This is a genomic window from Brevirhabdus sp. (assembly GCF_052826345.1).
In genome coordinates, this window is record NZ_JBRBUA010000084.1 from 1 (window position 1) to 20,667 (window position 20,667).

Below are 20,667 nucleotides of genomic sequence, written 5' to 3' on the forward strand. Positions count from 1 at the left end.
CAGGTGGCGGCGCTGGCCGACGACGTGGCCTACAACAACCACGATCTGCACGACGGGCTGCGCGCGGGGCTGTTCACAGACGATGAGGTGGCGCAGCTGCCGATCGTGTCGGATGCCTACGCACAGGTCGACCGCCTGTACCCCGGGCTCGACGCAAGCCGTCGTCGGCATGAGGCATTGCGCCGCGTCTTCGGCGCGATGGTGGCCGATGTGATCGACACCTCGCGCGCGGCGCTGCGGGCGGCAAACCCCGCATCCGCCAAGCAGATCCGCATGTTGGGCCGTCCGGTGGTGCTGTTTTCCAATGCGCTGTGGCACGACCTCAAGCAGATCAGGACGTTCCTTTTCACACGTATGTATCGTGCTCCCCGCGTGATGGAGGAACGCGCCGAAATCACGAAAGTGGTCAAGGCGCTGTTCGCGCTCTACATGGCCGAACCAACGCTTCTGCCGAGCGAATGGCGCGGGGATGTGGCGCAGGCATCGGACCGGACAGCGCTGGCCCGTCTCCTTGCCGATTACATTGCCGGGATGACGGACCGGTTTGCCCTTCAGGAACATGCGCGCCTGACGGGCCGGTCTGATTGGGCGCAGAGTGCCCTGGGACGGGTCGGAAGGAACGACTGATGGCAATCGAGGACGCGGGCGCATTGGCGCCGGTCATGGCGTTCGCCCTGGTGGGCGGGCTGGGGGTGGGATCGCAGTGGCTGGCCTGGCGGCTGCGGATGCCCGCCATCGTGCTGATGCTGCTGGCAGGCATCATCGTGGGGCCGGTGCTGGGCATCTTCGACCCGGCGCGCGACATCGGGGTGTTGACGGGGCCGATCATCTCCATCGCCGTGGCCATCATCCTGTTCGAGGGCGGGCTGACGCTCAGCCTGCATTCCCTGCGCGATGCGGCGCAGGGGGTGCGGCGGCTGGTTTTCGTCGGCGCGCCGCTGGGCTGGCTGCTGTCGACGCTGGCGCTGCGTTATGTGGCGGGGCTGGGCTGGGAAAGCGCGGCCGTCTTCGGCGGCATCATGATCGTGACCGGCCCCACGGTGATCGCGCCGCTGCTGCGCCAGGCGCGTCTGGCGCATCGCCCCGCCGCCTTGCTGCAATGGGAGGCGATCCTGAACGACGCCATCGGCGCGCTGGCGGCGGTGCTGGCCTTCGAGGTGGTGCTGGTGCTGCATACCGCGACGACGGTGGGCAGCGCGCTGGGTGAACTGCTGTTGGGGATCGTCGTGGCGCTGGTGCTGGGCACGGCGGGCGGGCTTGGCATCGCTGCGGTGTTCCGCCGTGGCCATGTGCCCGAATACATGAAGGTGCCGGTGCTGTTCACCGTGCTGTTGGGCATCTTCGCGATATCCGACGCGGTGCTGCACGAAAGCGGCCTGCTGGCCGTGACCGTCATGGGCGTCGTCATCGCCAACGCCAACCTGCCCAGCTACGAGGAACTGCGCCGGTTCAAGGAACATGCGACGGTGCTGCTGGTTTCGGGCGTGTTCATCCTGCTGGCGGCCTCCCTCGACTTCGCCACGCTGGGCACGCTGAACTGGCGCGCGGCGCTGTTCGTGGCGGTGGTGATCCTGCTGGCGCGGCCCGCGACGGTGCTGCTGTCGCTGGTGGGCAGCGGCATTCCCTATCGCGAACAGATCCTGGTGGCGCTGACCGGACCGCGCGGGGTGGTGCTGGTCGCGGTGGCGGGGCTGTTCGGGGAACGGCTGATGGCGCTTGGCATCGCCGACGGGGCGCTGATCGCGCCGCTGGCCTTCGTGCTGGTGGCGGTCACGGTGGTGCTGCACGGGTTTTCGCTGCACCCCTTCGCACGGCTGATGGGGCTGACGGCCTCGGCGGAGCCGGGCGTGCTGCTGGTCGGCGGCTCGCGCTGGACCACGGCGTTGGGGGAGCTTTTGCTAAAGGCCGAAGTGCCCGTGCTTGTGACCGATCCGAACCATGCCCACCTGCGCGGCCCGCGGCGCGCGGGGCTGCGGACATTCTATGGCGATGTGCTGTCCAAGGCCGCCGAGCGCGGGCTGGAGCTGGTCAGCTATGAAACCGTCGTCGTCGCGACCGACAACGATGCCTACAACACGCTGGTCGCGACCGATCTGGGGCCGGAATTCGGCCGCACGAACGTCTATCAGATCGGCAAGGCCAAGGGCGAAAGCGCGCGGCACGCCTTGCCCTCGACGCTGGGCGGGCGCGAATTCGGCAATGCGGAAACCTATGATGAGCTTGACCGCATGATCCGCGAGGGCTGGCAGATGCGCCTGACCCGGCTGAGCGAGGAGTTCTCCTTCGAGGACTGGCGCGCCAGCAGGCCGCATTCGGTGCTGATGGCACGGATCGCCCCTTCGGGCGAGATCCGGTTCACCGAAAACGACGGCGATCAGAAATTTCCGGCCGACACGCGGCTGATTTCCATCCGTCCGCCGCAGGAAGACATAAACAAGGCCAATCCCGCCAAGCGCGCGGCCGCATCCAAGGCCGCTGACATTGACGCCAAATAGAGGCATGTTAAACCCCGGCTGACCCAATTTCAGGCTGGACCCCATGAATCTTTTCACCGAAATCCGCGCGCTCGTTCTTCAATGCCTTGACGAGATGCGCCGGGATGCGCTGCTGCCCGAGGGGCTGACCTTCGACAATGTCGCGGTCGAGCCGCCGCGCGACGCGGCGCATGGCGACATGGCGACCAACGCGGCGATGGTGCTGGCCAAACCGGCCGGGAAAAAGCCGCGCGACATCGCCGAGGCGCTGGCCGCCCGGATGCAGGCCGACGACCGCATTGCGGTGGCCGAGGTGGCCGGGCCGGGATTTCTGAACATCAGGCTGGCGCCTGCCGTCTGGCACCGCGTCATCCAGGCGGCGCTGGCGGCAGGGCCGGATTTCGGCCGGTCCGATCTGGGGCAGGGGCGGCGGGTCAGCGTCGAATATGTCTCCGCCAACCCGACCGGCCCGCTGCATGTGGGCCATGTCCGCGGCGCGGTCTTTGGCGACGCGCTGTCCAGCCTGCTGGATTTCTCGGGCCACGAGGTGACGCGCGAATATTACATCAACGACGGCGGCGCGCAGGTCGACGTGCTGGCCCGCTCGGTCTATCTGCGCTATCTTGAGGCCCATGGCCAGGACGTGGCGTTCGAGGACGGCACCTATCCCGGCGACTACCTGATCGCCGTGGGCGCCGCGCTCAAGGACAAGGTCGGCGACGCCTACGTCGGGCAGTCCGAAGACGTCTGGCTGAGCGACGTGCGCGTTTTCGCCACCGACGCGATGATGGACCTGATCCGCGCCGATCTGGAATCGCTCGGCGTGCGGATGGACAGCTACTTCTCCGAAAAATCGCTCTATGGCACCGGGCTGATCGAGGCCGCGCTGAAGGATCTGGAAGGCAAGGGGCTGATCTACGAAGGCGTGCTGGAGCCGCCCAAGGGCAAGACCCCCGAGGATTGGGAGCCGCGCGAGCAGACGCTTTTCAAATCGACCGAACATGGCGACGACGTGGATCGGCCGGTCAAGAAATCCGACGGCAGCTGGACCTATTTCGCCCCCGATATCGCCTATCACTACGACAAGGTGCAGCGCGGCTATGATGAGCTGATCGATGTGTTCGGCGCCGATCACGGCGGCTACGTCAAACGGATGAAGGCGGCGGTGTCGGCGCTGTCGGGCGGGCGTGTGCCGCTCGATGTCAAGCTGACGCAGCTTGTGCGCCTGTTCAAGAACGGCGAACCCTTCAAGATGTCGAAACGCGCGGGCACCTTCGTCACCCTGCGCGATGTGGTCGATCAGGTCGGCCCCGACGTGACGCGATTCGTCATGCTGACGCGCAAGAACGACGCGCCGCTCGATTTCGATTTCGCCAAGGTGCTTGAGCAATCCAAGGACAACCCGGTTTTCTACGTCCAATACGCCCACGCCCGCATCTGTTCGGTGCTGCGCAAGGCCGGAGAGGCCGGGCTGGACGTCACGGATGCGGCGCTGGCAGGGGCGGACATGTCGCTCGCCAGCCATGAGGATGAGCTCGCGCTCGCGCGCAAGCTGGCCGAATGGCCGCGTCTGGTCGAGATCGCCGCCCGCGCGCATGAGCCGCACCGCGTGGCGTTCTACCTCTACGAGTTGGCGTCGGAGCTGCATGGCTTGTGGAATAAAGGCAATGAAAACCCGGACTTGCGTTTTCTGCAAAGCAGTGTGCCAAATGCCTCACTCGCGAAAATAGCGATGATCCGGGCAACAGCCGTTGTCATTTCATCCGGTCTTGGTATTCTTGGTGTCACCCCGTTGACGGAGATGCGCTGACAAAAGCGCACGCAGCGCGGGGCAGAGGCAGAGACATAACATCCCGTTGGCATGTATCGACGGGAAAAGGGGCAGATGATGGCAGACGTGCAGTTCAATGCATTCGATTCCGAACGCGTGGAATCGACGGGAATCACCGCGAGTTTCGTAAATCTCACCGGCGCCGCGCTTTCGGTCGGGCTGGTCGCGGGCCTTGGGGTCTGGGGCTACAACCTGACCGTCCGCGATGTGGCGGAGGTGCCGGTCATCCGCGCCCTGGCCGGGCCGATGCGCGTGCAGCCGGAAAACCCCGGCGGCGAGCAAGCGGCCCACCAGGGCCTGTCGATCAACGGGTTGCAGGCCGCCGGTGAGGCCGCGGCACCCGCCGATCGGCTGGTGCTTGCGCCGCGGCCTGTGGATCTGTCCACCGAGGATGCGGTGACGCGCCCCGTGCAGGTGGCCGAGGCGCGCATGCCGACGACCGACGCGCGCACCGCCAGCGACCTGCCGGTCGATGATGCGCTGCGCCTCGATGCGCCGCGCGATGGCGGCATGGCAACGGTTCCGATGTCGTCGGCCGGCGCGGTCAAGGCCGCGATGCTGACCGCCGATGCCGACGCCGCGCCGCAGGCCGGGATGCAGATCAACATGGTGTCCGTCGAAGCGCCGGGGCTGCGCAGCTCGGAGCGTCCGTCGCCACGACGCGATTACGTGCGCACCGCATCGCTCGACACGCGCACCGATGCGGCCGCGATCTACCGCGCTGTCGCCGAAGCGCAGGGGCAGGGACAGGCACAGGGACAGAACGAGGCACGGCGGCAGGCGAAGGCACAGGCACAGGCGGACGAAATCGATCCCGCGACGCTCAAGCGCGGAACGCGTCTCGTGCAGCTCGGCGCATTTGATTCCACCGAAACCGCAAAGGCCGAATGGGCGCGCATTTCCGGCAGCTTCGGCACCTACATGGATGGCAAGCAGCGCGTCATCCAGAAGGCCACAAGCGGCGGGCGCACCTTCTATCGGCTGCGCGTGGCGGGCTTCGACGGGCTGAGCGATTCCCGGCGTTTTTGCAGCGTGCTGTTGGCGGGCAAGACCGCCTGCATCCCCGTCGTCGCGCGGTGATCCGGCACGCGGCCTGCATCCTCGGTTGCGAGGGGCCCGAACTGGGCCGCGCCGAGGCCGCGTTTTTCGCCCGGACGCAGCCCTGGGGCTTCATCCTCTTCGGCAGAAACATCGAGACGCCCGCGCAGCTGCGCGGGCTTTGTGCCGCGCTGCGCGATGCCGTGGGCTGGCAGGCGCCGATCCTGATCGACCAGGAAGGCGGCCGGGTGGAGCGTATGGGGCCGCCGCACTGGCGCCACTGGTCCCCCGCGCTGGAGGATGCCTCCGGGCTGGAGTCCGCCGCGCTGGCGCGCGCGATGTGGTTGCGCGGGCGGCTGATCGCGGCTGATCTGGCCGATGTCGGCATCGATGTGAACTGCGCGCCGCTGGCCGACCTGGTGGAACCTGAAACCCACCCGATCCTGAAAAACCGTCTTTATGGCGGCGATGTCGATACCGTCGTTGCCGCGGCGCGCGCGTTGGCCGAGGGGCAACTGGCGGGCGGGGTGCTGCCGGTGCTCAAGCACCTGCCGGGATACGGCCGCGCGCATGTCGACAGCCACAAGGCCCTGCCGCGCACCGATATGCCGCGCGAGACGCTGTTGGCCCGCGATTTCGCGCCCTTCCGCCTGCTGCGCGACATCAGGATGGGGATGACCGCGCATATGGTGGTGTCCGCCTATGATGAGGCGCCCGCCACCTGCTCAGCCGCGGTGATCGACATGATCCGGCGCGAACTGGGCTTTGACGGGCTGTTGATGACCGATGATATCTCGATGCGGGCGCTGTCGGGCAGCGTGGCCGCGCGCAGCCGCGACGCGATCGCGGCAGGCTGCGATCTGGTCCTGCATTGCAACGGCGCGCTGGAAGAGATGCGCGCGGTGGCGGATGCGGCAGGCGCCCTCGGCACCACGGCGCAAACCCGCGCGTCGCACGCGCTCGCGCAGCGCCGACCGCCCGACGGCCTTGACATCGGCGCGCTGGAGGAAGAGCGTCGGCGCCTGATCGAAACACGGCGGCTGGATGGCTGACGAACACGCAGATTTCGAAACGACCGCGACCCCCCCTGCCGTCGATGCCCGCATCGCCGCCGAGGCGCTGATCGTCGATGTCGATGGCTTCGAGGGGCCGCTCGATCTGTTGCTGAACCTGTCGCGCACGCAAAAGGTGGACCTGCGCAAGGTCTCGGTCCTGGATCTCGCGGTGCAATACCTCGGTTTCGTGGAACGGGCCAAGGCGCTCAGGATCGAGCTTGCCGCCGATTACCTGGTGATGGCGGCCTGGCTGGCGTTTCTGAAAAGCCGCCTGCTGCTGCCCCCCGATCCGCGCGACGAAGGGCCCAGCGGTGCCGAGATGGCCGCGCATCTGGCCTTTCAGCTGGAGCGTCTGGCCGCGATGCGCGATGCCGCGGAGGCGTTGATGGCGCGCGACCAGCTGGGGCGCGATTTCTTTGCCCGCGGTCAGCTGGAGGAGGCGCGCACCGCCACACGCTATACCTATTCGGCCAATCTGCTGGATTTGATGCAGGCCTATGCGCGGCTGCGCACGCGGGATGAATTCCGCCCCTTCGCGATGGACCGCAAGAACCTTTACACGATGGAAGAGGCGCTGGACCGGATGCGCGGTCTGATCGGCTTTTCGGGCGACTGGACGGGGCTTTCGAGCTATCTGCCCGAGGGTTGGCAGGACGAGCCGCAGCGCGCGCGCACCGCCACCGCCGCGACCTTTGCCGCATCGCTGGAGCTGGTGAAACTGGGCGCGATAGAGATGCGCCAGTCCTCGCTTTTTTCGACGATAGAGCTGCGCCGGAGACCCGATGAGCCAAAGTGAACCGCAAGACGCGATTTTCGCGCCCCCCAGCCTGGCCGAGCAGGAACGCATGATTGAGGCGATCCTCTTTGCCGCGCGCGCCCCGGTGAGCGTGCGCGATCTGCAGGCGCGCCTGCCGCATGGCAGCGATCCGGCCGAGGCATTGGTCGCCTTGCGCCGACACTATGACGCGCGCGGCGTGCGGCTTGTGCGGGTGGGCGACGGCTGGGCCTTTCGCACCGCGCCCGATCTGTCGTTTCTGATGCAGAACGAAGTCGTCGAACGGCGCAAGCTATCGCGTGCGGCAATGGAAACGCTGGCGATCATCGCCTATCATCAGCCCACGACGCGCGCCGAGATCGAGGAGATCCGCGGCGTCACCGTGTCGCGCGGCACGATCGATCAGCTGCTGGAGCTTGACTGGATCAAATTCGGCCGCCGCAGGATGACGCCGGGACGCCCGGTGACCTATATGGTGACACAGGGGTTCCTGGACCATTTCGGGCTGGAAACCGCGCGCGATCTGCCCGGGGTGCATGAATTGCGGGCGGCCGGGTTGCTCGACAACAGGCCGCCGCCGGAATTCACCCCCGCCCTGGGCGAGCCTGCCGATGGCAACGGTCATGATGACGACGACAGCGACGCTGCCCAGCAGGAGCAGCTTTTCGAGGATTAGAAAGGGCCGGCAATGAACAGGCTCATCAACATGGTGATCCGCCAGATCGTGAACCGGCTGGTGCGCAGCGGACTGGACAAGGGGATCGACGCGATGGCCAAGCGCAAGGCCGGTGGCGAGACCCGGACCCCCGGCGAGGCCAAGGCGCAGGCTGCCCAAACCAAAGAATCCGTGAAGAGAGCGCGCCAGGCGATGCGGGTCGGGCGGAAGATCGGCAAGTTCTGAGCGGCGCGCAAGCCGCCAGACGCATGGCGCCTGGTGCGCGCGGATAATGAGTATTTGGCCGAGAAGAGATGCGGCGGCGACGCGGCTGCCGGAGCGTCGGCGCTATGTCGGCTTGAAGTGTTTCGACAGTTTCAGCCCCTGGCCCTGATAGTTCGAAGCGATGCCCGCGCCGTAGATCTGATCGGGGATCCGGGCCATCCGTTCATAGACCAGCCGGCCGACGGTCTGGCCGTGTTCCAGAACGAAGGGTGCTTCGTGGCACCGGACCTCAAGCACCCCGCGCGAGCCGGTGCCGCCAGCATCGGGGTGACCGAACCCAGGATCGAAGAAGCCCGCGTAATGCACGCGGAATTCGCCGACCATGGCGAGATAGGGGGCCATTTCGGCGGCGCAGTCGAGGGGGATGTGCACCGCTTCGCGGCTGACGAGGATGTAGAAGGCGCCGGGGTCGAGGATGATCCGCCCGCTGTCGGCGCGCACGTCTTCCCAGAACTCGGCGGGCTCATAGGCGCCGATCCGGTCGAGGTCGATGACGCCGGTGTGCGGTTTGGCGCGGTAGCCGACGAGGTTTCCGGCCTCGGGGCGCAGATCGACGGAGAAGGCGAGCCCGTCGTCGATGATCGCTTCGCCGCCGACAAGGCCCACGTCGCGGTGCCGCGACATCAGTTCCGTATCGCTCAATATCGCCTGTCCCCGGCGAAAGCGGATCTGGTTGAGCCGCATGCCCGCGCGCACCAGCACCGAAAACGACCGGGGGCAGATTTCCGCGTAGAGCGGTCCCTGATATCCCATCGCGACGCGATCGAATTCGGTGCCCCCGTCGGTGATCGTGCGGGTCAGCAGATCAAGCCTGCCGGTCGAGGATTTGGCGTTGGCCACTGCCTGCACATCCGGGGGCAGGTGCAGCGCCTCCATCAGGGGCACGACGTAGACGCAGCCTTTTTCCAGCACCGCCCCCTGCCGCAGATCGACGCGGTGCATCTCGAACTCATCCAGACGTTCGGCGACGCGGACGTTGGCCCCGGCGAGAAACGAGGCGCGCACCCGGTAGGCGGTGGTGCCCAGCCGCAGATCGAGGCTGGCGGGCTGGATCTGGGCGTCGATGACCGGATCGCTCGCGCGGATTTCGCCTTGCTGGATCATGCGCTTCAGCGCCTGCGATGGAAGAACGCCGATTTCCGCCATATCGCCCCCGTCCGGTCCTGCCGGTCTGTCTTGCCGCCCCGGCTGACCCGCCTTCATGCGTCGGCCCGCGCGTCGCTCAACAAAAAAGCGCCCGCCACCGCTGAGGTGGGGGCGCTGTTTGAATTGGTCGGGCCAGCAGGACTCGAACCTGCGACCTTCCGTCCCCCAGACGGACGCGCTACCAGGCTGCGCCATGGCCCGACTTGAGCGTCTTCATACCCGATACGTCGCGCGGGGCAAGGGCATTTCCACAAGTTTTTGAGCCTAAAACGGCTCTCTTTCCATGATCGAGTCGCGCAGCGCCTGCAGGCGCCGGTAAAGCGCCGACATCGCGTCCTGTGCATCGCCGCGCGGGGCCTCATGCATCAGCGTCAGGTCGCGCAGCCGCGTGATCACGGGCGCGCGGGGCATCATCAGCGCGTCGTCGTCGGGATCGGCATCGACCTGCGGCAGATCGTGGGCGTGGTCTGCGGCGGCGCCGTCGCCGGGGGCCGGGGCGGTGGGGGCGGCGTCCTGTGCCGGGTGGTCGGGCGTGCGGTCTTGCGACGCCGCCTCGGCGCCATCGTCCTGGCCGGACACCGATTCGCCTGCCGACGGCATATCGTCCGGTTCCGCGACAGCTGCTGTGTCGGACGGGTCGTCGGTCGGGTCGTCGGACGGGTCGTCGGGCAGGGCGGCGGCATGTCGATCTTCGGGAGTGGGTTGGGGCGTTTGCCGCCACGCCACTGCACTTTCTGGCGTCGTTGCGGAATCGCCGTCCCCGGAAGCTGGAGCGGGGGCGGTTGTGTCGGCCTCCGCCTTGTCGGGGGTGGGGGAGACGTCGCTCCGCTTCTCCGGCACCGGGGTGTCGGACGACGGGGCGGGCGCGCCTGCGGGGTGATCTTCGGGCGCGTCTTCGGGTCGATCTGCGGCTGCGCTTCCGGCGGTGTCAGCCGGGGTGCCGGGTCTCACGAAGGGAGAAATCGTCGCGCTGGCGCGCAGGGGCGGGGCCTGCGTGACGGAAGGCTCCTCTTGCATCGCGGCGGCGACTTCGGTTTCGGCACCGTCGAGCTGCGGCGCGAAGCTTGCCACGTGTTTGATGCCCTTTTCGCGCAGGATCTTCTGCACACCGCGGATGGTGATTCCATCGTCGTGCAGCAGCTTCTTGATGCCGCCCAGAAGCATCATGTCCGAGGGGCGGTAATAGCGTCGCCCGCCCGCGCGTTTCAGCGGCTTGACCTGGGGAAACCGACTTTCCCAGAAGCGCAGCACATGGGACGGCGTCCCGAGCCATTCCGAAACTTCGCTGATGGTGCGAAAAGCGTCCGCCGATTTACTCATCCACTAAGGCCTATGTCAGCTGCGGTTTCCCGCTGCGACGCGGTCTTTCATCAGGTAGGACGGCCGGAACGTAAGAACACGGCGCGGCAGGATCGGAACCTCTTCGCCGGTTTTCGGGTTGCGCCCGACCCTGGCGGATTTGTCCCGGATGCTGAAGGTGCCGAAAGACGAGATCTTGACCGTTTCCCCGGCCACGAGCGCATCCGACATATGCTGAAGCACGCTTTCCACCAGCTGGGCGGATTCGTTGCGCGACAGGCCCACCTCGCGGAAGACGGCTTCGCTCAGGTCCATGCGCGTCAAAGTATTTTCGGCCATGACAATTCCCCTTTTTGCGCGAAGCATCGTGGAATTGCGTTTTAAAGTCAATATCAACGGCTTGCGCAACGCGGCGCAAGCAATCTACCAACGCAGGACGACAGCGCCCCAGGCCAGCCCGCCGCCGATCGCCTCGGTGACCAGCAAATCGCCGCGTTTGATCTGGCCGCGTTCCACCCCGACCGACAGCGCCAGCGGGATGGACGCGGCGGAAGTATTGCCGTGATCCTGCACGGTTACGACCACATGATCCATCGCCACATTCATGCGGTTGGCGGTCGCCTTGATGATCCGCAGATTTGCCTGATGGGGCACGATCCAGTCGACATCGCTGCCCTCGAGGCCGATTTTCTCAAGCGCGCCATGCGCGGTTTGCGCAAGTTTTTCGACGGCGTGGCGGAATACCTCACGCCCTTCCATGCGCAGAAATCCGCTGGACTGGTTGGTCGAAACGCCGCCGTCCACATAGAGGATATCGCGGTGACGCCCGTCGGAGTTCAGGTCGACCGACAGGATGCCGCGGTCCTCGGTGCTTCCATCGCCTGTCGCGGCCTCCAGCACCAGCGCACCAGCGCCGTCGCCGAACAGCACGCAGGTCGAGCGGTCCTCCCAGTCGAGGATGCGCGAAAAGGTCTCCGCCCCGATCACCAGGATGCGCTCGGCCTGACCGGCCATGATCAGCGCGTTTGCGTTGGCGAGCGCATAGACAAAGCCCGCGCAGACGGCCTGGATGTCGAAGGCGAAACCGCGGGTCATGCCCAGCTTGGACTGGATCATCGTGGCGGCGGAGGGAAAGGTCAGATCGGGGGTCGAGGTGGCGACGATGATCGCGTCGATGTCCTGGGCCGACAGGCCCGCCTGTTTCAGCGCCGCCTCCGCCGCGGCGGCGCCGATGTCGGATGTGGTCTGGCCGTCGGCCACGAAATGACGTCGTTCGATCCCGCTGCGGCTTTTGATCCATTCGTCGCTGGTGTCGAGCCGTTTTTCGAATTCGGCGTTGGGCACGATACGATCAGGCAGATAATGCCCGACCCCTTTGACGACGGCGCGTAATGTCATTCAGCATCATCCGGGATTTTTTTATCTGTCAGGGCGCCATCTTGATCGTGTGGAACCAGCGATGCAACCCGTGCCGCCAGTCGATCGCTGAACCCCGATTGCGACAGGGTGGAGGCGAGCTTGATCGCCGCGGCGATACCCGTCTCGTCGGAGGAGCCGTGCGATTTGACCACGGTGCCGTTCAGACCCAGAAACACCCCGCCGTTGACCCGGCGCGGGTCGATCCGGTGCGACAGCCTGCGCAGCGAGCCCATCGCCAGCAGCGCCGCCAGTTTCGACATCACCGATATGCCGAAGGCCTGCTTGAGGAAATCGCGGATCAGCCCGGCCGTTCCTTCGCCCGTCTTCAACGCGATGTTGCCGGTGAAGCCGTCGGTGACGATGACATCCACGCGGTCCGAGGGGATATCGCCGCCCTCGACGAAGCCCACGAATTCGAATTGCGCCTCGGCGGCGCGCGCGGAAATCATCTCATGCGCGGATTTGAGCTCGGACCGGCCCTTGTTTTCCTCGGTGCCGACGTTCAGCAGGCCGACGCGGGGGCGGGCGATGCCCAACCCGTTGCGCGCGTAGGATGCCCCCATGAAGGCGTATTGGGTCAGATCGCTTTCGTCGGCGCGCACATCGGCACCCACGTCCAGCATCACGTTGAACCCCTGCGGATTGCGCGACGGCCAGAGGCAGGCGATGGCCGGGCGGGTCACCCCCGGCAGCTTGCGCAGCCGAACCATGCTGACGGCCATCAGCGCGCCGGTGTTGCCGCAGGACACGCAGACCGTGGCCTCGCCCGCGCGCACGCTTTCGATGGCGGACCACATCGAGGTGTCCTTGCCGTGGCGCATGACCTGCGTGGGCTTGTCGTCCATCTTGACGACGCCCTGCGCATCGCGGATCTCGCAGTTGCCCGCGATCCCGCGTTTTTCGATCAGGGGCGTCAGTTCCGCGGCGGGGCCGTGAACGATGAACCGCAGGTCGGGCTCATCCTTCAAGGCGCGCGAAAGCCCCGAAACCACCGCTTCGGGACCCAGATCGCCGCCCATGGCGTCAACGGAAATGACGGTAGCTTTCACGCTACCCCTATGGCGATCGCCGGTATCCGACATGGAGCCGCGATCCCCTTGTGCTTACGCTGCGTCTTCGTCCAGATCGACGTCGGTCGATGCGGCAACCACTTCGCGCTCGGCGTAATGGCCGCAGGCGCCACAGACGTGGTGCGGGCGCTTCAGCTCGCCGCAGTTGGAGCATTCGTTGGGGTTGCCCGCAACGAGCGCATCATGTGCACGGCGCATGTTGCGACGCGATTTCGTGACTTTATTCTGAGGAACAGCCATGTCTCACCCTCGGTGTTCTGGGGTCTGAGACCCGTGAATTGTCTGGTTCTTTGCGCCGCGCACGCTCTCGAAACTCGCTCGCGCGCTGGCTGTAAACGAGGCCGGGAACATACTGCGATTCTGTTCGGGTGCAAGCCCTTTTCTATGTGCGCCATACCCCTCGCGGGCAGAGTGGCGGCCGATTGCGCGCGTCTCACTTCTTCAGCCGGTCGCGCAGATCCGCCAGCCCCGCGAAGGGTTTGACGGCCTCATCGGTCAGCGGCTGCACCCCCGGTTCGGCGAAGATCGCGTCGCCGACGCCGACATCTTCCTTGCGTGGATAATCGGGCAGGGCGAGCGACAGGGCCTCTTGCATGGTCTGGCCCACGTCGATGGTCGGCCGCAGCAGTTCCAGCGTCTCGTCCTCGGGCATCTCGACCTCGCCGTCGATCTCCTCTTCCGGGATGTCGGGGACGAAACGGCGGCGGACGGGGGTGTCGATGCGCGTGCGCACCGGCTCCAGCGTCACGACGCAAGGTTGAACAACCGTCGCGACCAGTCGCGCGTCCAGCACCCATTCCTCGCCGTCGCCGCGCGCCAGATCACCGGCGAACGACAGCTCGCGCAGCTCCGAAAGGTCAAGCCTGCGGGCCAGTTCCGCCAGCGCGGCGGCCTCGGGCGTCAGCTCGAACGCGTGGTGGCCGCGTTTGCGCAGATCGTTCAGCCGGACGGGGTGGGATGCAACAATGCCGTTGTCAGCGTCGTTCATGGGGAAGTCCTCATTGATATGGCCTGCGTCCTTCTGTAAGCGGGATATGAGCGAACGTCAGGCAAGACAAGAGGTTGGTATGCAAAGGCTGAGGCAGGCGATCCGGGGCGCTCTGGCGGGCGGTCTGTTACTGGCCGTGGCCGGTTGCACGAGCGTCTATAGAAACCACGGCTACGTGCCCACCGATCTGGAACTGGCCGAGGTCAAGGTCGGCAAGGACACGCGCGAAACCGTGGCCAAGTCGATCGGGCAGCCGACGTCCTCGGGCGTGCTGGGACAGGATGCGTGGTACTACGTCGGATCGCGCTTCGAGCAATACGCCTTTCGCGCACCGCGCGCCGTGTCGCGCGAAATCGTCGCCGTGTCCTTCGCGCCCTCCGGCACCGTCGAGAACATAGAGCGTTTCACCCTGCGCGACGGCCGCGTCGTGGCGCTGTCGCGCCGCGTGACCGACAGCAACATCAAGGGCGTTTCCTTCCTGCGGCAGTTGCTGGGCTCGATCGGCCAGATCAACCTGGACCAGTTCCTGAACTAGCGTCATGAAGTGGCGTCCTGAAGCAATGTCGGGGCGCGGGCGGCGGCGAAGCTTTCGCCGCCTGCTCACCCCTTGTCGGGGCTTCTATGCGGGCGGCTCATCCTTCGGCTCGAATTCCAGCGCGACGCCGTTGATGCAATAGCGCAGGCCGGTGGGCTTGGGGCCGTCGGGAAAGACATGCCCCAGATGCGCGTCGCAGGCGTTGCAATGCACTTCGGTCCGGCGCATGAAAAAGCCGTTGTCCTGGCTTTCGCCGACGTTTTCCGCCGCGATCGGCTGATAGAACGATGGCCATCCCGTGCCGCTGTCGAATTTATGCGCCTGGTCGAAGACCGGCGTGCCGCAGCCGACGCATCTGTAGACGCCGGGCGTCTTCGGGAAATTCTCATGCGTGAAGGCGCGTTCGGTCCCGTGCTTGCGGGTGACCTTATAGGCCAGATCGGAAAGCTGTGCTTTCCATTCCGCGTCGGACTTCTGGATCTTCTGCATCTGCATCTTCCTTTTGAAAGCGCCGCCATCTGTGCGCTAGGGTGGGGGTGCATTCCCCGTATCTAGGTCGGACACAGCCTTGCGCAAAGACGAGACGTTCAATTCCCCGCTGTTGCCGCGCGGCCGCTTTACCGCGCGGATGGCCGGATCGGATGCCGACCTGCGCGCGGCGCAGGCGCTGCGCCATCTCGCGTTTCGCGGCGGGAACAGCGACAGGCCCGGCGCCGCGCTCGACCGCGACGACCACGACGGCGCCTTCAGCCATGTGCTGGTCGAGGACGGTGCCACATCGACGCTGGTGTGCTGTTTCCGGCTGCTGGTGCTGCACGGTGCCGCGGATCTGGCGCGCAGCTACGCGGGCGCGGTCTACGATCTGCGCGCCCTGCGCCGCTTCGACGCGCCGATGCTGGAAATGGGCCGGTTCTGCCTGCATCCCGACTGGCACGATCACGACATCCTGCGCGTGGCCTGGGCCGCCGCGACGGCGATCGTCGATGCCCGCGGTGTGCGCCTGCTGTTCGGCTGCGCATCATTCGCGGGCACCGATCCGCAGGCCTATGCCAGCACGTTCTCGCTGTTGTCGCGGCACCATCTTGGCCCCGCGCGATGGCTGCCGCGGCGCCGTGCGGCCGAAACGCTGCCGCTGCGCAACGCGGGCGGGGCGGGCCTGGCGGGCGCGGATGCGCGGCGCGGCAAGCGCGACATGCCGCCACTGTTGCGCAGCTATCTGGGCATGGGCGGCTGGGTCGGGGATCACCTGGTCGTCGACCGGGATCTGGGCACGATGCATGTGTTCACCGCGCTGCAAACCGATGCGGTGCCGCAGGCGCGGGCGCGGCTGCTGCGCGGCCTTTTGGCGGCGGCGCGTTGAGATCCGCACGCCCCCGGCCAACACGCCTCCAACCTGCAAGCTCTTGACCCGCAGGCTCTTGACCCTCAGCCGGGGCGGCGATAGCTGCGGCGGATGGCACGCGCACCGCTTCTCCAACTCTCCGACATTTCGCTGACCTTCGGCGGCGAGCCCGTCTTCGACGCCCTCGATCTGGTCGTGCAACCCGGTGACAGGGTGGCGCTGGTGGGGCGCAACGGCTCGGGGAAATCCACGCTTCTCAAGGTGATGGCGGGGCTGGTCGAACCCGACCGCGGCGCCCGCGTGCTCGCACCTGCAACGACCGTCGGCTACATGGATCAGGACCCCGATCTGTCGGGGTACGAGACGCTGGGCGATTTCGCATGCTCTGCACTGGACCCGGGCGAATCCTATCGGGTGGACATGGCGGCAGAGGGGCTGAAATTCAGCGCGGAAACGCCCGTCAGCACCGCCTCGGGCGGCGAACGGCGGCGCGCGGCGCTGGCCAAGCTGCTGGCCGAGGCGCCCGAGCTGATGCTGCTGGACGAGCCCACGAACCACCTGGATATCGAGGCGATCGCCTGGCTGGAGGATCAGCTGCGCCAGACCCGCAAGGGCTTCGTGCTGATCAGCCACGACCGCGCGTTCCTGCGCCGGCTGACCCGCGCCACGCTGTGGATCGACCGCGGCGCGGTGCGCCGTCAGGAAAAGGGGTTCGACGCCTTCGAGGACTGGCGCGACAAGATCTGGGCCGAAGAGGACGACGCCCGCCACAAGCTGAACCGCAAGATCAAGGCCGAGGCCAAATGGGCCGTCGAGGGGATCAGCGCCCGGCGCACCCGCAATCAGGGACGCCTGCGCGCCCTGGCGCAGCTGCGCGAGACCCGCGCGGGCATGACCCGCCGCCAAGGCACCGCGGAAATGGCGCTGGAACAGGGGCCGCAGTCGGGTCGGCTGGTGGCCGAGGCCAAGAGCGTGGGCCTGAGTTTCGACAAGCCGATCGTGCAGGATTTCAACCTGAAGATCATGCGCGGCGACCGGATCGCCTTTGTGGGGCCGAACGGGGTGGGCAAGACCACGCTGCTGAAGCTGCTGATGGGCGAGATCGCCCCCGATACGGGCACGATCCGGTTGGGCAAGAACCTGGTGGCCGCGATTTTCGACCAGAACCGCGCGCGGCTGGACGATGACATGACATTGTGGGACAGCCTGACCGGCGACCCGGAGATGCGCGTGTCGGGCAAGGCGGACCAGATCCTGGTGCGGGGTCAGCCGAAACATGTCGTGGGATACCTCAAGGAATTCCTGTTCGACGAAGGCCAGGCCCGCGCGCCCGTCCGGTCGCTGTCGGGCGGCGAAAAGGCGCGGCTGCTGCTTGCCAAGATCATGGCACGCGAATCCAACCTGCTGGTGATGGACGAGCCGACCAACGATCTGGATGTCGAAACGCTCGACCTGCTTCAGGATCTGCTGGCCGACTACAAGGGGACCGTCCTGCTGGTCAGCCACGACCGCGACTTCATCGACCGCGTCGCGGGCACCACCGTCGCGATGGAAGGCGACGGCCGTGCGACCGTCTATGCCGGCGGCTGGAGCGACTATCAGGCGCAACGCCAGATACCGCGCGCCGATGCTGCCTCCGCCGCGCCGTCGCGAGACGCGAAAGCCGCGCCCCCCGCGGTGGCCCCCGCAGGCAAGCCGACGTCGAAACCGCCCGCCCCGGCGCTCAGCTTCACCGAACGCCACCGGCTCGACGCGCTGCCCGAAGAAATCGCACGGCTGGAGGCGGAGATCGCGAAGCTGGAGCAGTTCCTGGCCGACCCCGATCTTTTCTCGAAAGAGCCTGCGAAATTCGCCAAGGCGACCGACGCGCTGAGCGCGCGGCAGGCGGCGCTGGCCGAATGTGAGGAGGACTGGCTTCAACTGGCGGAAAAGGCGGAAGCCGCAAGCCGCTGACCCACGGGGCGCGCGCCCGCCTTCGGCGAGAGTATTTGGCGAGAAGAAGCCGGGGCGCCGCCGCTTCCTTTTCTTCTTCTTGGAAAAAATTACTCGCGCCGCAGGCAATCGCGCCGCATCGGACGGGGGGCTGGGCGGTGTGTCGGTGCTAGGGTGCCAGATGAATGCGAAAGGCCTCGCGCAGCCGGGCATCCAGCGCCGGGTCGAACCGGGCCGGGGCGGGGCCGGAGAGGATCTGCTCCTTGCGCGCGGTCGCGGCCTCGATCAGCTCGGGCCGGCCCTTTTCCTGCCATTCCTTGGGCGAGCTGCGGTTGGCCAGCGCGGGATAGACATATTCGGTCTGCATCAGCTCCAGGGTCTGGTCCTGTCCCAGATAATGGCCGGGGCCGCCCATGCAGACGGCGCGCATGACCTCAAGGCTCAGGCTGTCATCGTTGACCTCGATGCCGCGCACGCAACGCAGCGCCTGGCCGAGCAGGTCGTCCGCCAGGATCAGGCTTTCGTGGCAAAAGCCGAGCAGCGATCCGTGCATTCCCGCCGCCTCATAGACCATGTTGAGACCGGCGAGCCCCGCCATGACGTTGGATATGCCCTGTTCCCAGCCTGCCTGCATGTCGGGCAGCTTGGAATCCGCGATGCCCGCCGCGGCGCCGCCGGGCAGCCCGTAGAAGCGGTGCATCTGCGCGCACCCCGCCGTCAGCAGGGCCTGCTCTCCCGAGCCGCCCGACATTGCCCCGGAGCGAAGATCCGACACGAAAGGCCAGGTCCCGAAGATCGCGGGGTGCCCCGGCGCGAGCGCGTTGACATAGACCACCCCCGCCAGGCATTCGGCCACCGCCTGGACGATGGCCCCCGCGATGGGGGCGGGCGCGGTGGCGCCGGCCTGTCCCGCGCTCAGCAACAGAACGGGCATGCCCGCGCGGATGCAGGCTTCCATCACCAGGCAGCTTTCGGTGGCGAATTTCATCGGCGGCACGACGAAGCAGTTCGAGTTCGAGACGAAAGGCCGCGCGCGCCAGGCCGCGTCGCCGCCCGCAATCATGTGCAGCATGTCCATGCAGCCCGGTACATGCGCCACCTCGACGAAGCTGGTGCCGACATGTTTCGCAGTGCCCGAACAGCAGGCGTAGAGCGTGTTGATGTCCATCTCGTAATTGTCGAGCACATCGCGGCAGACCATGGGACGCTGGACAAAATGCACATTGTCCAGCCGATCCGCGATACGGGCGGCATCATGCAGGTCCTGCACCGTGGAGTCGCGGTATGACCGGTCCTTGACGTCGACCATGTGCACGGCCGCGCCGGCCGTGCCGTAATGCACCCTCGTCCCCGACAGCAACAGATCATGCGCGGGGTCGCGGCCGTGCAGCGTGATGTCGCGCGCGGCCTTTGCCAGCATGTCCTCGACCAGCGCGCGCGGAAAGCGCAGGCGCCCGTCCTCTCCCTCCCGCGCGCCTGCCGCCACCATCGCCGTGACGCCGGAGGCGGGCGCGTCGGCCAGACCGATCTGTTCCAGCGCATCCAGTGCTGCGTGATGAATTCGGGTGATTTCATCTGCGGTGAGCGGGTTGAACGTGCCGCCCGGCAGCCCGCCCCGGACCGGGCGCATTGCACAAGGCAGCGGCGCGCTGCGGGCGGCGTGGCGGGCGGCGCGACCGCCGGAGCGGCGAGAGACATGGTGATGCATGGGAGTATCCGACGACTGGAAAGCTGGAAGAGAAGACGGCGAACGAAGGGCTATGCGCTATTGCGGCGCGCCGCGCGCCGCCCGGCCGCGACAGGCGCCGATCGTGCGAATCGTGATGATCAGGATCGCGTCGGTTCGGTCCATGGGTCCTCCTGCCTGCGATCCATCATCGCCGCAGCGGCGGCTGCCGTCTTGTCTGTTTGCGGCATCTGCAAAAATGTCACGAACGTGATCGTCCCTGCCTCGAAAATGCCGCATTTCGGCGGATTGAAGGCTTGAAAACAAGGCTGTTCGGCAAGATATCGCCACCAGAGGCCACAGAATTCGATTTGCCCTAAAACCTTCGGAACAAATCGCGTTTTGTCGCGTCTGTTCACCAAGGGTCGCCGGAACAGCGGCTCGTGAACGCCTGCACGTAAGAGGCAGGAAACGATTATAGGAGAGTGAAGATGAAAATCCTGTCGACAGCAGCAGCTATCGCACTTGCAAGCGCCCCGGCATTCGCGGGCAGCCTGAGCCAGCCGGTCGAAGAGCCCGTTCTGGCCGCTCCGGTCGCGCCGGTTCTGAACTTCGGCAACGATTGGTCGGGCGCCTACGTCGGTGCTCAGGTCGGTTACGGCAACATGAACAGCGACGGCGCAGTCAATGGCAGCGGCAACGGCCCGCTGGGTGGCGTTCACGCCGGTTACCAGTACGACATGGGCAGCCTGGTTCTGGGTGGCGAGCTTGACTACAACGCCGCCGACATCAGCCTGGACAACAACAACGGCAGCATCGACAAGCTGGCCCGCCTGCGCGGCAAAGTCGGCTACGACCTGGGCCGCACCATGGTCTACGGCACCGCGGGCGCAGCCTACGGCGAGATCAACCTGGCCGGTACCAGCTATGACGAAAACGGCTACACCGTCGGTGCAGGCGTCGACTACATGCTGACCGACAACGTCATCCTGGGTGGCGAGCTGAACTACCAGAAGTTCACCGACGTGGGCGGCACCGCCGGCAACGACGTGGACGCGACCACCGTTCAGGCGAAAGTGTCCTACAAGTTCTGATCGGACGCAGCGTTCAGGACAACGAGACCTCGAAGGGCGCCCCGGTAGGGCGCCCTTTTACGT

At 66.5% G+C, this 20,667-nt stretch carries 21 protein-coding genes, 1 tRNA gene and 1 pseudogene; 12 read left to right on the forward strand and 11 right to left on the reverse strand.

All coding sequences use genetic code 11. The features are described 5' to 3' along the window. The 8 genes and pseudogenes from ACU0BR_RS09925 to ACU0BR_RS09960 all read left to right on the forward strand — a co-directional run. Window positions 1-627, forward strand: a pseudogene (locus ACU0BR_RS09925) (deoxyguanosinetriphosphate triphosphohydrolase); the annotation flags it as partial. Then, window positions 627-2,495 carry a cation:proton antiporter gene (locus ACU0BR_RS09930; RefSeq protein WP_446156680.1) on the forward strand — a complete coding sequence of 623 codons (1,869 nt, stop codon included), beginning with the start codon at window positions 627-629 and terminating at the stop codon, window positions 2,493-2,495. The pseudogene ACU0BR_RS09925 and the gene ACU0BR_RS09930, both read left to right, overlap by 1 nt. 43 nt (window positions 2,496-2,538) lie before the next feature. Then, window positions 2,539-4,284: an arginine--tRNA ligase gene (gene argS / locus ACU0BR_RS09935; protein ID WP_446156681.1), complete on the forward strand. Its 1,746-nt coding sequence runs from the start codon at window positions 2,539-2,541 to the stop codon at window positions 4,282-4,284. Between the two features lie 78 nt (window positions 4,285-4,362). Continuing rightward, a complete protein-coding gene (locus ACU0BR_RS09940; protein WP_446156682.1) occupies window positions 4,363-5,385 on the forward strand; it encodes an SPOR domain-containing protein in 1,023 nt (340 codons plus the stop codon). Then, window positions 5,385-6,395: a glycoside hydrolase family 3 N-terminal domain-containing protein gene (locus tag ACU0BR_RS09945; RefSeq protein WP_446156706.1), complete on the forward strand. Its 1,011-nt coding sequence runs from the start codon at window positions 5,385-5,387 to the stop codon at window positions 6,393-6,395. The genes ACU0BR_RS09940 and ACU0BR_RS09945 overlap by 1 nt, the downstream gene beginning before the upstream one ends. Then, a complete protein-coding gene (locus tag ACU0BR_RS09950) occupies window positions 6,388-7,194 on the forward strand; it encodes a segregation and condensation protein A (RefSeq protein WP_446156683.1) in 807 nt (268 codons plus the stop codon). The genes ACU0BR_RS09945 and ACU0BR_RS09950 overlap by 8 nt, the downstream gene beginning before the upstream one ends. Beyond that, on the forward strand, window positions 7,181-7,849 hold the full coding sequence (scpB, locus tag ACU0BR_RS09955; protein WP_446156684.1) for an SMC-Scp complex subunit ScpB: 669 nt from the start codon (window positions 7,181-7,183) through the stop codon (window positions 7,847-7,849). Before ACU0BR_RS09950 ends, scpB begins: the two co-directional genes overlap by 14 nt. Window positions 7,850-7,861: 12 nt before the next feature. Next, a complete protein-coding gene (locus ACU0BR_RS09960; protein ID WP_446156685.1) occupies window positions 7,862-8,074 on the forward strand; it encodes a hypothetical protein in 213 nt (70 codons plus the stop codon). A 102-nt stretch (window positions 8,075-8,176) separates the two neighbouring features. On the opposite strand, the gene ACU0BR_RS09965 is transcribed toward ACU0BR_RS09960, so the two are convergent. From ACU0BR_RS09965 to ACU0BR_RS10000, 8 genes are all read right to left on the reverse strand, one after another. Next, window positions 8,177-9,259 carry a 2'-deoxycytidine 5'-triphosphate deaminase gene (locus ACU0BR_RS09965; protein ID WP_446156686.1) on the reverse strand — a complete coding sequence of 361 codons (1,083 nt, stop codon included), beginning with the start codon at window positions 9,257-9,259 and terminating at the stop codon, window positions 8,177-8,179. A gap of 124 nt (window positions 9,260-9,383) precedes the next feature. Next, a tRNA-Pro gene (locus ACU0BR_RS09970) sits at window positions 9,384-9,460 on the reverse strand. Between the two features lie 63 nt (window positions 9,461-9,523). After that, window positions 9,524-10,579: a MerR family transcriptional regulator gene (locus tag ACU0BR_RS09975; RefSeq protein ID WP_446156687.1), complete on the reverse strand. Its 1,056-nt coding sequence runs from the start codon at window positions 10,577-10,579 to the stop codon at window positions 9,524-9,526. Between the two features lie 15 nt (window positions 10,580-10,594). Beyond that, complete coding sequence (gene ihfA, locus ACU0BR_RS09980) at window positions 10,595-10,897, reverse strand: integration host factor subunit alpha (RefSeq protein WP_446156688.1); 303 nt, start codon at window positions 10,895-10,897, stop codon at window positions 10,595-10,597. Window positions 10,898-10,981: 84 nt separating this feature from the next. Then, window positions 10,982-11,956 (reverse strand): beta-ketoacyl-ACP synthase III, encoded by a 975-nt coding sequence (locus ACU0BR_RS09985; protein ID WP_446156689.1) that lies wholly within the window; start codon window positions 11,954-11,956, stop codon window positions 10,982-10,984. After that, entirely contained in the window at window positions 11,953-13,059 is a 1,107-nt protein-coding gene (gene plsX / locus ACU0BR_RS09990) for a phosphate acyltransferase PlsX (RefSeq protein ID WP_446156690.1), read from the reverse strand. Before plsX ends, ACU0BR_RS09985 begins: the two co-directional genes overlap by 4 nt. Before the next feature lie 21 nt (window positions 13,060-13,080). Beyond that, the gene (rpmF, locus tag ACU0BR_RS09995) at window positions 13,081-13,287 is read right to left on the reverse strand and encodes a 50S ribosomal protein L32 (protein ID WP_446156691.1); all 207 of its coding nucleotides are present in this window, start codon (window positions 13,285-13,287) and stop codon (window positions 13,081-13,083) included. A gap of 193 nt (window positions 13,288-13,480) precedes the next feature. Then, complete coding sequence (locus ACU0BR_RS10000) at window positions 13,481-14,035, reverse strand: YceD family protein (RefSeq protein ID WP_446156692.1); 555 nt, start codon at window positions 14,033-14,035, stop codon at window positions 13,481-13,483. Between the two features lie 79 nt (window positions 14,036-14,114). Between ACU0BR_RS10000 and ACU0BR_RS10005 the strand changes: the two genes are divergently transcribed. Next, window positions 14,115-14,570 carry an outer membrane protein assembly factor BamE gene (locus ACU0BR_RS10005; protein WP_446156693.1) on the forward strand — a complete coding sequence of 152 codons (456 nt, stop codon included), beginning with the start codon at window positions 14,115-14,117 and terminating at the stop codon, window positions 14,568-14,570. 84 nt (window positions 14,571-14,654) lie between these two features. Here ACU0BR_RS10005 and msrB read toward each other — a convergent pair whose 3' ends face one another. Continuing rightward, window positions 14,655-15,059: a peptide-methionine (R)-S-oxide reductase MsrB gene (gene msrB, locus ACU0BR_RS10010; protein WP_446156694.1), complete on the reverse strand. Its 405-nt coding sequence runs from the start codon at window positions 15,057-15,059 to the stop codon at window positions 14,655-14,657. A 139-nt stretch (window positions 15,060-15,198) separates the two neighbouring features. Here msrB and ACU0BR_RS10015 point away from each other — a divergent pair, with 139 nt between their 5' ends. Both ACU0BR_RS10015 and ACU0BR_RS10020 read left to right on the forward strand, forming a co-directional pair. Then, window positions 15,199-15,930 carry a GNAT family N-acetyltransferase gene (locus ACU0BR_RS10015; protein WP_446156707.1) on the forward strand — a complete coding sequence of 244 codons (732 nt, stop codon included), beginning with the start codon at window positions 15,199-15,201 and terminating at the stop codon, window positions 15,928-15,930. Window positions 15,931-16,023: 93 nt separating this feature from the next. Beyond that, window positions 16,024-17,865: an ABC-F family ATP-binding cassette domain-containing protein gene (locus ACU0BR_RS10020; RefSeq protein WP_446156695.1), complete on the forward strand. Its 1,842-nt coding sequence runs from the start codon at window positions 16,024-16,026 to the stop codon at window positions 17,863-17,865. 148 nt (window positions 17,866-18,013) lie between these two features. Here ACU0BR_RS10020 and ACU0BR_RS10025 read toward each other — a convergent pair whose 3' ends face one another. Continuing rightward, window positions 18,014-19,552 (reverse strand): trimethylamine methyltransferase family protein, encoded by a 1,539-nt coding sequence (locus ACU0BR_RS10025; RefSeq protein WP_446156696.1) that lies wholly within the window; start codon window positions 19,550-19,552, stop codon window positions 18,014-18,016. Window positions 19,553-19,671: 119 nt separating this feature from the next. Then, window positions 19,672-19,929 (reverse strand): hypothetical protein, encoded by a 258-nt coding sequence (locus tag ACU0BR_RS10030; protein ID WP_446156697.1) that lies wholly within the window; start codon window positions 19,927-19,929, stop codon window positions 19,672-19,674. A gap of 72 nt (window positions 19,930-20,001) precedes the next feature. Between ACU0BR_RS10030 and ACU0BR_RS10035 the strand changes: the two genes are divergently transcribed. Beyond that, window positions 20,002-20,604: an outer membrane protein gene (locus tag ACU0BR_RS10035; protein ID WP_446156698.1), complete on the forward strand. Its 603-nt coding sequence runs from the start codon at window positions 20,002-20,004 to the stop codon at window positions 20,602-20,604. Window positions 20,605-20,667 lie beyond the last annotated feature (63 nt).

What these genes read in the sequence shown, in the direction of transcription:
- ACU0BR_RS09930 (WP_446156680.1), top strand. Translation starts at nt 627, where the DNA reads ATGGCAATCGAGGACGCGGGCGCATTGGCGCCGGTCATGGCGTTCGCC.
- argS (WP_446156681.1), top strand. Translation starts at nt 2,539, where the DNA reads ATGAATCTTTTCACCGAAATCCGCGCGCTCGTTCTTCAATGCCTTGAC.
- ACU0BR_RS09940 (WP_446156682.1), top strand. Translation starts at nt 4,363, where the DNA reads ATGGCAGACGTGCAGTTCAATGCATTCGATTCCGAACGCGTGGAATCG.
- ACU0BR_RS09950 (WP_446156683.1), top strand. Translation starts at nt 6,388, where the DNA reads ATGGCTGACGAACACGCAGATTTCGAAACGACCGCGACCCCCCCTGCC.
- scpB (WP_446156684.1), top strand. Translation starts at nt 7,181, where the DNA reads ATGAGCCAAAGTGAACCGCAAGACGCGATTTTCGCGCCCCCCAGCCTG.
- ACU0BR_RS09960 (WP_446156685.1), top strand. Translation starts at nt 7,862, where the DNA reads ATGAACAGGCTCATCAACATGGTGATCCGCCAGATCGTGAACCGGCTG.
- ACU0BR_RS09965 (WP_446156686.1), bottom strand. Translation starts at nt 9,259, where the DNA reads ATGGCGGAAATCGGCGTTCTTCCATCGCAGGCGCTGAAGCGCATGATC.
- ACU0BR_RS09975 (WP_446156687.1), bottom strand. Translation starts at nt 10,579, where the DNA reads ATGAGTAAATCGGCGGACGCTTTTCGCACCATCAGCGAAGTTTCGGAA.
- ihfA (WP_446156688.1), bottom strand. Translation starts at nt 10,897, where the DNA reads ATGGCCGAAAATACTTTGACGCGCATGGACCTGAGCGAAGCCGTCTTC.
- ACU0BR_RS09985 (WP_446156689.1), bottom strand. Translation starts at nt 11,956, where the DNA reads ATGACATTACGCGCCGTCGTCAAAGGGGTCGGGCATTATCTGCCTGAT.
- plsX (WP_446156690.1), bottom strand. Translation starts at nt 13,059, where the DNA reads ATGTCGGATACCGGCGATCGCCATAGGGGTAGCGTGAAAGCTACCGTC.
- rpmF (WP_446156691.1), bottom strand. Translation starts at nt 13,287, where the DNA reads ATGGCTGTTCCTCAGAATAAAGTCACGAAATCGCGTCGCAACATGCGC.
- ACU0BR_RS10000 (WP_446156692.1), bottom strand. Translation starts at nt 14,035, where the DNA reads ATGAACGACGCTGACAACGGCATTGTTGCATCCCACCCCGTCCGGCTG.
- ACU0BR_RS10005 (WP_446156693.1), top strand. Translation starts at nt 14,115, where the DNA reads ATGCAAAGGCTGAGGCAGGCGATCCGGGGCGCTCTGGCGGGCGGTCTG.
- msrB (WP_446156694.1), bottom strand. Translation starts at nt 15,059, where the DNA reads ATGCAGAAGATCCAGAAGTCCGACGCGGAATGGAAAGCACAGCTTTCC.
- ACU0BR_RS10015 (WP_446156707.1), top strand. Translation starts at nt 15,199, where the DNA reads ATGGCCGGATCGGATGCCGACCTGCGCGCGGCGCAGGCGCTGCGCCAT.
- ACU0BR_RS10020 (WP_446156695.1), top strand. Translation starts at nt 16,024, where the DNA reads ATGGCACGCGCACCGCTTCTCCAACTCTCCGACATTTCGCTGACCTTC.
- ACU0BR_RS10025 (WP_446156696.1), bottom strand. Translation starts at nt 19,552, where the DNA reads ATGCATCACCATGTCTCTCGCCGCTCCGGCGGTCGCGCCGCCCGCCAC.
- ACU0BR_RS10035 (WP_446156698.1), top strand. Translation starts at nt 20,002, where the DNA reads ATGAAAATCCTGTCGACAGCAGCAGCTATCGCACTTGCAAGCGCCCCG.